Raw genomic sequence first — 12264 nt, forward strand, 5'->3', positions numbered from 1 at the left:
TTCCCATGAAGAGGCTGCTGCAGATATTCGGGGGCTGCGGGGTAGCCGTAGTCGTGATCATCGCGCTAGTAGCATGGCTATTGACTGGGCACGGTACTTCTCAGCAGCCCGTACCTGAAAACATCCCGCCCGTTGAAGGCAAAGAGGTCGCGCACATTGACGTCAATGCGCCCGGACGCACCGCAGATAAACTCACCTACTGGGCCTCTGACTTAGCTGATCGCACTGGTATCCCGCCGGCCGCCCTGCGCGCCTATGGCAATGCTGAGCTCATTGCTCAGCAAAAGTGGCCCAATTGCCACCTGCGTTGGAATACCCTTGCCGGCTTGGGCTACATAGAAACACGCCACGGTACCTATAACGGCAATTGGTTTAAGCACTCCAAGCTTGACGACGCCGGCTACCCCCAACCCCCCATCAACGGCATCGCCCTCGATGGCCTGAACAACACGGCCCACACCCCAGACACCGATAACGGCGAAATCGATGGAGATTCCGAATACGATCGCGCCGTAGGCCCAATGCAATTTATCCCCACCACGTGGGAAGCGGTGGGCGCTGATGCCAATGGTGATGGGAAGGCTGATCCCAACCAAATCGATGACGCCGCTGTTGGGGCGGCCGGACTTTTGTGCTTCGGTGACAGAGATCTCTCTAACCCAGATCAGTGGAAGGAAGCAATCCTAAATTACAATCAGTCCAGCGACTATTTGCATAAGGTTGCGCACGCCGCCAATGCTTACTCAGTTCCACAAAGTGCCAAGTAGTGTCACACGGCTACGTTTTCTGCAACAATTGAGAACGTGGCTGGGCCGGCTGGTCCAGAGCGAACATTTTGATGAGGAGTGAAGAACAGCATGGCTGATATCATCCACACTTTCGCCCGCGAGATTCTCGATTCCCGTGGCAACCCAACCGTTGAGGCAGAGGTATTCCTTGACGATGGCGCCCGCGGCGTAGCAGGCGTTCCTTCCGGTGCCTCTACCGGCGTGCACGAGGCCCACGAGCTGCGCGACGGCGGCGAGCGCTACCTGGGCAAGGGTGTTTTGAAGGCTGTTGAGAATATCAATGAGAAGATTTCCGATGAGATTGCTGGCTTCGAAGCTGACGATCAGCGCCTCATTGACCAAGCATTGATTAGGCTGGACGGTACCGATAACAAGTCTGAGCTGGGCGCTAACGCTATCCTGGGCGTTTCCATCGCCGTAGCCAAGGCCGCCGCAGAGTCCGCTGCACTGCCGCTGTACCGCTACATCGGTGGCCCCAATGCTCACGTACTGCCAGTGCCGATGATGAATATCCTCAACGGTGGCGCACACGCTGACTCCGGCGTTGACGTCCAGGAATTCATGATTGCCCCGATTGGTGCTGAGTCCTTCGCTGAAGCTCTGCGCATGGGTGCCGAGGTCTACCACGCACTGAAGGCAGTGCTGAAGGACAAGGGCCTGTCTACTGGTCTGGGTGACGAGGGTGGCTTCGCTCCTTCCGTTGATTCCACCAAGGCTGCTCTGGACGTCATCGTTGACGCCATTAAGAAGGCTGGCTACGAGCCGGGCAAGGACGTAGCCCTCGCGCTCGATGTTGCTTCCTCCGAGTTCTTCAAGGACGGTAAGTACCACTTCGAAGGCGGCGAGCATACCGCTGAAGAAATGTCCAAGGTTTATGAGGAACTCATCGATGAGTACCCGATTGTCTCCATCGAGGATCCTCTGCAAGAAGACGATTGGGACGGCTACACCGCCCTTACCACCGCCATTGGCGAAAAGGTACAGATTGTTGGCGATGACTTCTTCGTTACCAACCCTGCCCGTCTGCAGGAAGGTATTGAGAAGAAGGCTGCCAACGCACTGCTGGTGAAGGTAAACCAAATCGGTACCCTGACCGAGACCTTCGATGCCGTCGAGCTGGCTCACCGCAATGGCTACCGCACCATGATGTCCCACCGCTCCGGTGAAACCGAGGACACCACCATCGCTGATCTGGCTGTCGCACTGAATTGTGGTCAGATCAAGACCGGTGCTCCAGCCCGCTCCGAGCGCGTAGCTAAGTACAACCAGCTGCTGCGCATCGAGCAGGAGCTGGGCGACGGCGCAGTCTATGCTGGCCGCTCCGCATTCCCACGCTTTAAGGCTTAATCGCCTCCTTGTGTAGCGCCCTCGTATTACTGCGGGGGCGCTTTCGCATGTCCAGATATTGTTGCCAAGTTTGCTTCCAATTCACGGTGCGCGGTGCCAAAGGTCCTTGGGCGCGATCAATCTCGAAGGTGCCGTCCGAAAAGAGCCAGACGACGTCCCCAGTGATCGGATCCATGATGTACTGCGCTCTTCCATCGGTCTTCACGTTGTGGTGGTGCTGACACAGCGTTACCAAATTATCGACGCTCGTCGGTCCACCGTCGGCATACTCCACTCGATGATCGAGCTGGCAATAATGCGCTGGCATTGAGCACCCTGGCCAGCGACATGTGGCATCGCGACCGTGGACCCATGTTCTGATTTGATCGGTGGGAACGTAAGAAGAAGTTTCTTGCGGGCACAGCTCACGAGTCATGGAGTAACTATTTAATTGCTCCGTAAGTACGCACCACCCCGCCGAAGGGATATACACCCGAGATGCATCATCGCCAGATGCATAAGTATTAATTACTACCTTTGTCTGGGTTCGGTTAAAGATTAACGCCTCCAAAGCCTCTGGTTTGGTGATGTTTTTCTTTCGCGCTGCTTTGTCGATATGGCGGGATATAGCGCTGGCGGTGGCTTTATCCGTTTTTAATGTGATGGTGGCTTGGCCTTTGGAATAGGAGATGGAAACGGATCGCTCGATTTCCTTTTCAATATCTGGCATGAGTATCCCGTCGATATAGTCACGCAAGAACCTCCGGATTTCGGATTCTGTGGGGACATGCTGAGCAGGTTCCTTTGGGGTAAGGAAGTCCGCGAGGGCGGCATCGACTAGTTGGATGCTTTCTGCGTCGTCGCCAAGCGGGGCAAGTTCGGCATCAATTACGTGCAGCCGCGGGAGGTCTAGGATCCAATGTTCGGTTTGCACCGCTGTGGTCAATGGCAATTCCTGCATGCGTAGGTGGGAGCGGAGCGCGGATAGAACTCGCCAGTAACTCAGACCCACACGCTTAGATAGAGCAGCGGTGGTGCATTCGACATCGTCCTCTAATCGTGGAAGCACAGATTGGTGCAACTGCCAAGATTGAATGCGCTGGAGCAAGGCCAGGAGGCAGACGGTGTCGTCGAGGTTATTGGTGGAAAAATAGGCCTTCTTTGACGGTGTGTCGGTAGCTGTCACAAAATAGTCCCCCTGAAATAAATCGCACACCTAATCGAATTTACGTCCCTTAGTCTAAAACACTCATTCGAGTCCTGCAAGGCCAAAAGCGAAATTGTGTGCGAAATTGCAGGGGAGGGCTAGAGGCTGAAGATAGCGTCAGTGACTGCTTCGAGTTCTTTATCGGTGTATTTATCACCGCATGTTGCCAGAGAGCCAACACTGGCCATGTATAGGCTGAATAGCCTGTCTTCAGGAGGGGCATCGGCTGATATATCAAGCGCTTCGTAGACGGGGGCGTATTTCTGATCAAACTCTTCGGGCTTGGCGGCGAGCTCCGCAAGTGCACCTTCGCCACGGGTTAGCAAATACTTGGCGTCGTCCAGGATCTGATCATTGTTGCAAGCAACAGCACCCGCCTTTTTCAGGGTCGTGGCATTGACCTCGTAGCTGGTGGGGCCTTCTTCGGCCTCGGAAGCTCCGGAGGCGAACACATTCAAATAGTAGTCCGGAATCGTCCCATGCTCTTTGATGTGGTAGATGAAGCCGCTCTTGGTATTGAGATCGTAGCTTCTGCTTGTGGTGGTGGGAACCTCGCTGCTGGTAGTGCTGTTGGGTGTGGAGGATTTAGTCTGGGCGGTAGATTCTTCCTCTTGGTCGGAAATGCTGCAGGCGCTCAGTAGAGTGCCGACGGCTACTAGTAGAAGAAGGCGCTTGAGGGGCATGACTATTCCTTAAGTGAGGGGAATATGATTCGAGCCTTTAGCTCGTGTGCATGGACGCCGCGACCTTTTCCAGTTCTTCATCGCTGAACTCATCGCCACAGGACATAACAGCCCCCAGCGGGGTCATCGCTGCGGCCATATACTTGTCATTATCAGGTGCGTCATCGGGGATGTCGAGGGCCTCAAAAACGTCACCATATTTTTCATCGGGTCCGCCTGCTGACGTTACAGCTTTACCTAGCTTGTCCGTATCGCCTTGGAAGAAGTCCTTTGCGATTTGCAGCAGTTCGTCATTCTTACAGGTAACTTCGCCGGCCTTCTTGACGGACGCTGCGTTGGCTTCAAAGCTCTCCGGCTTATCGTTCCCGTCTAGCTCCTTAGCATCGTGGTCGATGTAATCATCTGGCAGGGTCTTATATTCCTTGAGGTAGTCGGCCATGCCGTCTTGGGTGCTTAGATCGTAATCGTCGCCGTAGACGGGATACTCACCGTCTTGGGCAGAGGGACTGCAGCTGGCGAGAAATAGGCTTGCGGTAAGTACGGGTAGGAGGCGCTTGAGGGACATAAAAATTCCTTACTGGGAGGGAGAATTTCTTTTAGTGTACCCAAAATGCGCGTGCCAAGTCTCTGTTACAGGAGTGACGACGCTAGGATTGGAAACCTATGGCACGCGAAAGAAAGATGCAGCGAAACCGGAGCCGCACTAGGGTTCCGGTAGCCTCGCGTGCTGCAGATGTCCGTAAAGCTCAGCGCGCACAACTAAAGCAGAAGCAAAAGCCAGACCGGATGAGTATCGCCGGAGTAGGCGTGATCATGGCTATCGTGCTGGTTGTATTGCTGGTTATCGCTGTTCCCCTGCGCAATTACTATCATGGCCGGTCCGAAATTGCCCGCTTGAATGAGTCAATCGCTGCCAAGCAAGATGAAAAAGCTGCTTTGCTGGAAAAGATTGATAAATATAAATCCGATGAGTACATCAAGCAGGAGGCGCGGCGCCGATTCGGGGTTGTTGATGAGGGCGAAACTGCCTATCGCATCATTGACCCGCAGATTAAGCCGGAAGACCAGCTCACCACAGACGGACAGAAGGAAGAAGATTCCCGCGACTGGTATGAGGTCTTGTGGGATTCCGTGGCTGAACCCCCTAAAGAAGAAGCGCCATCCGAGCAGGTAAATCATCTTCCGATTGAGCCGGCACCGGAAGAGAAAGCGGATGTGCGATAATTGTCCGCATGACCGTCACTGATGCAGACATCGTTGTAGTAACTGAGCAATTGGGCCGCACTCCGCGCGGAGTGCTGGCGATTTCTTATCGCACGCCAGATGGCCAGCCTGCGGTGATTAAGACAGCGCCCAAGCTTGCCGACGGCACTCCATTCCCCACCCTCTATTACCTCACTGACCCACGGCTTACGGCCGAAGCTTCACGCTTGGAAGTTGCCCACGTCATGAAGTGGATGGAATCCCGACTGCGTGAGGATGAGGACTTGGCTGCTGATTACCAGCGTGCACATGAATACTTTTTGTCCAAGCGCAATGACATCGAAGATCTCGGCACCGATTTCTCCGGTGGAGGTATGCCGGATCGCGTGAAGTGCCTGCACGTGCTCATTGCCTACGCCCTGGCTGAGGGGCCGCAGCATTTCCGGTTGGGAACTGAAGCGGTAGCTATGGCCGCCGACCATGGCAAGCTTCGAGGAAGCGCTATCCCCCAGGATTGGCCCACGGTAGAAGATTTGGGAATTGACCTAGCGCAGTTCGATTTTTCTAACGCGGAATAGGAGGAATGCTATGACTCGCGTTGCTGCGATTGATTGCGGAACAAATTCGATTCGCCTGCTCATCTCTGAAGTTCAAGATGATGGCAAGGTCCGCGATATTACTCGTACGATGGAAATCATCCGTCTGGGAGAGGGCGTGGACGCCACAGGTGAAATCGCCCCTGCGGCTCTTGACCGTGCACGCGTGGCCCTGGAGGGCTATGTTCGCCAAATGAAGTTTGAAAAGGTCTCCCGGGTGCGGATGGTCGCTACCTCTGCTACTCGCGATGCCAAGAATCAGCAGGAATTCTTCGATATGACCGCTGATCTGCTCGGCCAAATCCAGCCAGGTGCTCAGGCAGAAGTTGTTTCGGGTGAGGAAGAGGCCCTGTTGTCCTTTAATGGCGCTGTGGCCGATTTAGAGCCGGACCGCGGTCCATTTTGCGTGATTGATCTGGGCGGCGGCTCGACTGAGTTCGTTGTAGGAACGGCGGATGGCGAAATCTTGGGCACTCATTCGGCGCGCATGGGGTGCGTCAGGCTGACCGAGCGCATCATGCGCACCGATCCACCTACCGAATCGGAGATCGAGATCGCTTCGGAGTACGTCGGTGAGCGAACAGCCGAGGTCGAGGACATAGTACCTATTTCTAAGGCTCGTACCATCGTCGGCTGTGCGGGCACTTTCACCACACTGTCCGCACTGGCGCAAGGCCTCGAGCGTTACGATGCCGATGCCATTCACGGCTCTGAGCTCCGTTTCGGTGCCCTGCGCGTGCTCTTGCAGCAGCTTATTGCCCTGCCTTCCGACGTCCGCGCCCTCAACCCCGTCATTCACCCCGGCCGTGCCGATGTCATCGGCGGTGGGGCAGTAGCCGTGGAAGGTATCATGCAACTAATCGAGCGAAATTGCGCTGCGCGTAGTTTCTTCATTAGTGAAAAGGACATTCTCGACGGCATTATTGCAGGTCTCGCTGCAGAGGGTACCCCTCGTTAACTCTTGCGGGGTAAGGTAGCCTAAAATATTCCTTGCCTTGCCCCCATAGCCCAATCGGCAGAGGCAGTCGACTTAAAATCGATTCAGTGTGGGTTCGAGTCCCACTGGGGGCACCGTGTGAAGTCTCGAGACATCGTTCCTATGGTGTCTCGAGATTTTGTTTTGGTAAGTCTCCACAGCCTTTATGCGGAAACTGTTCGCAAAACTTTTAGCTACATGGAAAGACTGCGGAACTTTATAGGGCGGTGTCTCGTTGAACAGGATGAGATAGCTAAATTGCACCTCTCTTAGAAAGGACAACCGTGCGTTCAAGCAATCCGGTAATGAGTTCTCTGACCGAAAATAGTACCCGCCAAAATTCTGGATACGGGGACGAAGCTGCTCGTCCAATGACCGTGGATGACGTCGTCACCAAGACAGGCATCACCCTCGGCGTCATTATCGTCGCCGCAGCCATCAATTTTGGGCTGGGAATGGTAAATCCAGGTATTGCCATGGCTTTGACTCTGGTCGGTGGCATCGGTGGCTTCATTACTGTGCTGGTTGCTTCTTTTGGCAAGAAGTGGGGTTCTGCTGCGGTCACACTGATTTACGCCGTATTTGAGGGACTATTCGTTGGTGGCTTCTCCTTCATGTTTGCCAATGTGAACTTCCAAGGTGAAGGCGGAATGGCAATCATCGGCCAGGCAATCGTTGGAACCATTGGTGTATTCATCGGCATGTTGATCGTGTACAAGACCGGTGCAGTTAAGGTGACCCCGAAATTCACCAAGATCCTCTTCGGCTTGGTCGCCGGAGTTGCTGTCATGGCGTTGGTTAACTTCCTGGGTGCAATCTTCTTCGACTTCAACCCTTTGCGTGATGGCGGCCCGATTGCCATCATCTTCTCGCTTGTTTGCATCGTTCTTGGTGCGCTGTCCTTCCTGACTGACTTTGATCAGGCTGACCGTATGATCCGTGCCGGCGCTCCCGCTAGCAATGCTTGGGGCGTAGCTCTCGGCCTCGCTGTGACCTTGGTCTGGCTCTACACTGAGATTCTTCGTTTCTTGAGCTATTTCCAGCGAGACTAATCAGCTTTTCACGTAGGCCCGCACTGTGTTGCGGGCCTTTTTGCTGCCATAAAACGCTTACAAGCGTGTAATTAGTGGGGTAGTTCGGGGGATAAAGTGAGGGTTTAGGCTTTATTTGGTCTAGAAGGGTGGTCTCAGGAGTAGTACAGCTAATAAGCAGGAAACTTCGCCTTTTAGGCGTTATGGATGCGACATATGGGGCGAATAATTTTGTTAAATCGCCGTTAACCTTCTTGGTTGCGTAGAAAATTCGTGGAGTTCCGTGCATGCTGTGTACCGGAACAGGAAAACGAAGTGAAGAGTTCTCTTCTTCACTATCTTGTTCCTCTCGTCAGAAAGTGAGTGCGCGAAGGATTGTTGTGAAGCGTCAGGTAACCGTAGCAACGTTGATGGTCAGTAGCTCCGTTGTGCTGGGTAGCTGCGTTGCGGACATCGGTACGAGGAGCGCGTCAGAGGAAACCACGAATGTGGACGAAACTGGCGGCATTAGTTCGGCCGACGGTGCAGGGGGAACCAACGGGGACCTGGGGGATGACGCGGACAGCAATCGGGGGGAATCGGCACGCACCGACGGCGAGGAAAATGTGCAAGGCGCCGGCCAACCGGGGGAGGCCGGCGCCACGGGGCCGGGAGAATCATCCGGTGTCCTACCGCCACTGGGGGAATTCGACCCGACTCAGCCAGGGTTCCAAGTGTTCGATCCATGTGTAGAGATTTCGGAAACCAAATTGCAAGAGCTTGGGCTGGAACGCTATGAGGACCCGGATATTGCGGAGTCTGGTTATAAGGGGTGTAGCTACAAAGCAATTTCTGAGGAGACAGTTCTTTCCATCAGTTCTACTTACGAACCATTTGATGATTCGAAAGTAAATCCAAATTTGGTGGTAGAAACTACAGATAGCGAATTGTCTGGAGTTGTAATTCAGCGGGGAGAAATTTTCCCGGAGCTCGCGTGCAGTGCAACGCTATCTACTGTGCGAGGAGTGGTTACGGTTTCAGCGAATAGCTTTGGAAACACCGAAAGTAGCGCTTGCGAAAAAGCTGGAAAAGTGACGAAAGATTTAATTTAACTGAAATTCGGGGGAATAAATGAAAATTAATGTTGCTAATGTAAGCAGAAATATAAATCAAATTGAGCGGTTGAATCAAGGCATTGCTGGCAACAATATTGCTGCTGAAAGCCCTCTAACCGGCAGCTTTTCTTCGGTGACTGGAATCGATCATGTTGGTGCAATTCATGAGCGAGTTTTGAGTTCGGATCCTGGATCTGCTCGGAATTCCATTTCCAGCTTTGTTAAACAGCTTGATTGGCTTTCTGATTCTTTGGGGAGGGAAGCACGTGGCTTTCAGGCGCAGGAGGACGCGAATAGCAGGGGAATGGAGATTGCGGATGCGGGTGGGGACATAGGCATTGAGACTATGCCGATTATGAACCAGCCGGAGCCAGGGTACAGTCCCTTCGGGTTTTCTATGCCGGTGGTGAATGTTGGCACCGACATCGTGAAGCTCGCGACGGACCTGATGTCGACACAGATTTGGAATGTGTCGGAGGCAAATGCGCGGTGGAGCTCATTGGCGTCGGAAGTCGACGATATTGTCAGCGGGTTAGAGGAAGCAGCCGGGTCTTTGGAAAGTGAGAATGACAGCGAGGCTACGTCGCGGGCTGCGGCGAAGATTCGGGAGGTGGCGGCGTCGGGAAGCCATTTTGTGGCAAATGCAAAGGTCATGGGGGAGAAGCTAACCGGATTCCATGCCAAGCTCATGGGGATGCAGCCGGCGGCGATGGCTATGGCTATGGAAGTGATGGCAATCCCAGAACCAGTGGAGCGCGAAGTTGCGGAAAAGGCCGCATTGGCCATGCTGCAACCAGACCTGCAGCGATTCGCCATAGAGGCCATGCCTTACCAGCATGCATTGATGGAGCAATCGCCGGCGTCGGGAGGCGGAGGCGTCGATGCGGGACTCGTCGGAGTAGAAGGTGATGGTCAGCGCTACACTACCGAAGCAGTGGTGTGGCCGAAAAAGATTGCTGAGGCGATTGCGCGAGGCGATTTGGGGCCCGGAAACTTTGACGTTGTCAATGGAAACGTGAACGGGTTGGATGCTGTGGGGATGAGCCCGCAGGAAATCAGCGATTTTCACCAGCAGATGCATACTAGTGGCAGAAATGCGCTGGAAGGGCTGGGGCTGGGAGAACAAGTAACCATTGGGGGCAACGAAGTATCCACCCAAGGGGCATCGATGCCGGGGGCTGTCGCAGCGAATGGGGTGATGGGGCAGGTTCCTAGTGGCACAGCACATCCCGTTGGTGCTGGAGTGAGTACGGGGGCGCTCAACGGTAGCGGCCCGGTTGCGCCACCAGCTAATGCGCATTCCGCGAGCGGGAGTATGGCACCGATGATGGCATCCGGAAGGCCTGCAGATGCCGGTCGCGGTGCTCTTGGTAAGCAACAGCCACTGCGTGGTGGGTTCGGAGCCGGCCCGGGAATCTTCAGCAGTAGCGCCGATATAAGGCATGCCGGAAGAGGTGCGCAACTGGGCCAAAGCCTTGGACGCGGAACTGGCGCGGCAATTCCCTACGCTGGAGTTGGTTCGCGCGCAGGTCTTGGCGCCAGTACAGGAACCGTAGGAGGACCCGGTATGCGTGCCGGTGCGGGCGGCAGCCTTGGTATTGGAACCGGAAGCGGCGAAAACAGCGCGGCAACGCGCGGGGGCAATGCCGGTCGTTCTACTGGCGGGGCGCGGGCTTATGGCCCGATGATGGGGATGCGCGGTAAGGATAGTGAGAAAAAGCGCGTAAAGTCCGTGACTACGCAGGTCGAAAGGGACCCCAATAAACGCGACCTATTAGGCGAGCCGCCCGCTGTAGTGCCCGGCGTAATCGGGGACTGGGTGCGGGAAGTAAACGTGGAAAAATAACATGAAAAAAGGGCCGAGGAAACCCTCGGCCCTTCCGTCTTTTTACTGCTGCGGCAGCTCGGTGGCGGTACCATTCAGGTGCGGCTGTGCTGGCTCCTCAGGGACACCGGACTCAACTACAGGCTGCTGCTCTTGAACAACGGACTCAGGTGCGGAAGAGCTGGTGTCAGCGTCCTTTTGCATTGGGGCCTCACCAGTGAAGGTAGAAGCATTTTCTACCTTGGAATCAGAGTCCTGCTGGTTGGGTGGGTGGCAAGCAGCGAGGGAGAGGCCGGCGGTGAAGACGAGACCAGCGGCAGCGTAACGGGAGAACTTCTTCATGGGGATATGCTCTTTCTCCAAAGTGGTAATTGGCTTAAAGTTTAGGACTCGCGCGGAGTAGCGGCCTTAGCAGAATCATACGGCGCAGCGGATTCGATGGTGACCGAAATGGTCTTGCCATTCGGAGCGGTGTACTCGCGGGTCTCACCTTCCTGCGCGCCGAGGATGGCAGCGCCCAGTGGCGACTGCTCCGAATAGGTTTCCAAATCCTTGTTGTCAGAAGCAGCGGCGCGGGTACCGATGAGGAAGGTCTCCTTATCGTCCTTGTCACCGTTGTAGTAAACGTGAACTACGGAACCAGTGTGGGCTACACCCTCCTGAACAGCACCGCGCTCGGTGGTGGCATTCGCGAGGACCTCAGAGATCTGCTTGATGCGGGCCTCTTCCTGGTCCTGCATTTCACGAGCAGCATCGTAACCGGCGTTCTCCTTGAGGTCGCCTTCCTCACGGCGCTCGTTGATCTCAGCCGCGACTACTGGGCGATGATCGATAAGCTCCTGCAGCTCGGCCTCGAGCTTCGCCTTGGTTTCTGGGGTGATGTACTGCTTTTGCTGCTCAGCCATTCTGCAACCTTCCGTAGATAGGAATTGTGGTCAAAGCCCCTAGTTGTCCCTGGGGCCATAAGTAAAAGTGGAACTAGGCAAATGCCCAGTTCTAGGCGCTACAAATCCTAGCACACGCGGCTAGCGGCTTTCCGCGTAGTCAGGGTTATCCATATCCAAGTATTCGGGGATATTGCCAGAGCAACCATAAGCGCCGCCAGCGACGGCGCGGGCGTTGGTCGGGACGTCAACAGCGATACGCTGGGTTTCATTTCCGCCAGCGGGAACAGGAAACTCGCGTCGGCCTACTTCGGACTTGGAATAATCAAAGGCTTGGACAATGCAATAAGCCTCTTCATCGGTGTGGTTACGGGTGACGTCGACCCAGACGCGGGTGGTGTCATCGCTCAAAACCTCTTGGGTCACGATGGAAACCTGCGCGTTCACGCGCTCCTTTTGTTGAAAGTACCGGAAGCCAAAGAAGATGAGCGCGATAAAAATGGCGATAAAGATCAGCACCAGCGCCTTATTAGTCCAGCTACCTGAGTTCTTTTCAGAAGGCCCCCGAGAGCCATAGCGGGCGGCTGAGCGAGATTTTCCGGCGGAAGTCATGCTTCCCACTCTAGCCGAGGACCACTGTTTTCCAATTAT

General features: G+C 54.9%; 14 protein-coding genes and 1 tRNA gene. 9 read left to right on the forward strand and 6 right to left on the reverse strand.

Features of this window, described 5'->3' with window-relative positions:
* The first annotated feature begins 5 nt into the window (after positions 1 to 5).
* Together MHK05_RS05340 and eno are read left to right on the forward strand one after the other, a co-directional pair.
* On the forward strand, positions 6 to 767 hold the full coding sequence (locus MHK05_RS05340; protein WP_239205310.1) for a lytic transglycosylase domain-containing protein: 762 nt from the start codon (positions 6 to 8) through the stop codon (positions 765 to 767).
* 90 nt (positions 768 to 857) lie between these two features.
* Positions 858 to 2135, forward strand: a complete 1278-nt coding sequence (gene eno / locus MHK05_RS05345; protein ID WP_239205311.1) for a phosphopyruvate hydratase — start codon at positions 858 to 860, stop codon at positions 2133 to 2135.
* Here the strand turns inward: eno and MHK05_RS05350 are convergent.
* The 3 genes from MHK05_RS05350 to MHK05_RS05360 all read right to left on the reverse strand — a co-directional run bounded on the left by MHK05_RS05350 (position 2125) and on the right by MHK05_RS05360 (position 4569).
* Positions 2125 to 3300, reverse strand: a complete 1176-nt coding sequence (locus MHK05_RS05350) for an HNH endonuclease signature motif containing protein (protein WP_239205312.1) — start codon at positions 3298 to 3300, stop codon at positions 2125 to 2127. The genes eno and MHK05_RS05350 overlap by 11 nt on opposite strands.
* 119 nt (positions 3301 to 3419) lie before the next feature.
* Complete coding sequence (locus MHK05_RS05355; protein ID WP_239205313.1) at positions 3420 to 4004, reverse strand: hypothetical protein; 585 nt, start codon at positions 4002 to 4004, stop codon at positions 3420 to 3422.
* Between the two features lie 37 nt (positions 4005 to 4041).
* The gene (locus MHK05_RS05360) at positions 4042 to 4569 is read right to left on the reverse strand and encodes a hypothetical protein (RefSeq protein WP_023021906.1); all 528 of its coding nucleotides are present in this window, start codon (positions 4567 to 4569) and stop codon (positions 4042 to 4044) included.
* A gap of 98 nt (positions 4570 to 4667) precedes the next feature.
* On the opposite strand from MHK05_RS05360, the gene MHK05_RS05365 reads away from it, so the two are divergent.
* The 7 genes from MHK05_RS05365 to MHK05_RS05395 all read left to right on the forward strand — a co-directional run bounded on the left by MHK05_RS05365 (position 4668) and on the right by MHK05_RS05395 (position 10750).
* Complete coding sequence (locus MHK05_RS05365) at positions 4668 to 5228, forward strand: septum formation initiator family protein (RefSeq protein WP_239205314.1); 561 nt, start codon at positions 4668 to 4670, stop codon at positions 5226 to 5228.
* Positions 5229 to 5236: 8 nt separating this feature from the next.
* A complete protein-coding gene (locus tag MHK05_RS05370; protein WP_239205315.1) occupies positions 5237 to 5785 on the forward strand; it encodes a DUF501 domain-containing protein in 549 nt (182 codons plus the stop codon).
* Between the two features lie 10 nt (positions 5786 to 5795).
* The gene (locus tag MHK05_RS05375; RefSeq protein WP_239205316.1) at positions 5796 to 6761 is read left to right on the forward strand and encodes a Ppx/GppA phosphatase family protein; all 966 of its coding nucleotides are present in this window, start codon (positions 5796 to 5798) and stop codon (positions 6759 to 6761) included.
* 39 nt (positions 6762 to 6800) lie between these two features.
* A tRNA-Leu gene (locus tag MHK05_RS05380) sits at positions 6801 to 6874 on the forward strand.
* 189 nt (positions 6875 to 7063) lie between these two features.
* Positions 7064 to 7831 (forward strand): Bax inhibitor-1/YccA family protein, encoded by a 768-nt coding sequence (locus MHK05_RS05385; RefSeq protein WP_200287838.1) that lies wholly within the window; start codon positions 7064 to 7066, stop codon positions 7829 to 7831.
* A gap of 359 nt (positions 7832 to 8190) precedes the next feature.
* Entirely contained in the window at positions 8191 to 8901 is a 711-nt protein-coding gene (locus MHK05_RS05390; protein ID WP_239205317.1) for a DUF3558 family protein, read from the forward strand.
* 19 nt (positions 8902 to 8920) lie between these two features.
* A complete protein-coding gene (locus MHK05_RS05395) occupies positions 8921 to 10750 on the forward strand; it encodes a hypothetical protein (protein WP_324291862.1) in 1830 nt (609 codons plus the stop codon).
* A gap of 42 nt (positions 10751 to 10792) precedes the next feature.
* On the opposite strand, the gene MHK05_RS05400 is transcribed toward MHK05_RS05395, so the two are convergent.
* From MHK05_RS05400 to MHK05_RS05410, 3 genes are all read right to left on the reverse strand, one after another.
* On the reverse strand, positions 10793 to 11071 hold the full coding sequence (locus MHK05_RS05400) for a hypothetical protein (protein WP_023021899.1): 279 nt from the start codon (positions 11069 to 11071) through the stop codon (positions 10793 to 10795).
* A gap of 41 nt (positions 11072 to 11112) precedes the next feature.
* Positions 11113 to 11634, reverse strand: a complete 522-nt coding sequence (gene greA, locus MHK05_RS05405) for a transcription elongation factor GreA (protein WP_023021898.1) — start codon at positions 11632 to 11634, stop codon at positions 11113 to 11115.
* Positions 11635 to 11754: 120 nt separating this feature from the next.
* The gene (locus MHK05_RS05410; protein ID WP_023021897.1) at positions 11755 to 12225 is read right to left on the reverse strand and encodes a DUF4307 domain-containing protein; all 471 of its coding nucleotides are present in this window, start codon (positions 12223 to 12225) and stop codon (positions 11755 to 11757) included.
* Positions 12226 to 12264: the final 39 nt, after the last annotated feature.

It is taken from the genome of Corynebacterium nasorum (assembly GCF_022347325.1).
GTDB lineage: Bacteria > Actinomycetota > Actinomycetes > Mycobacteriales > Mycobacteriaceae > Corynebacterium > Corynebacterium kefirresidentii.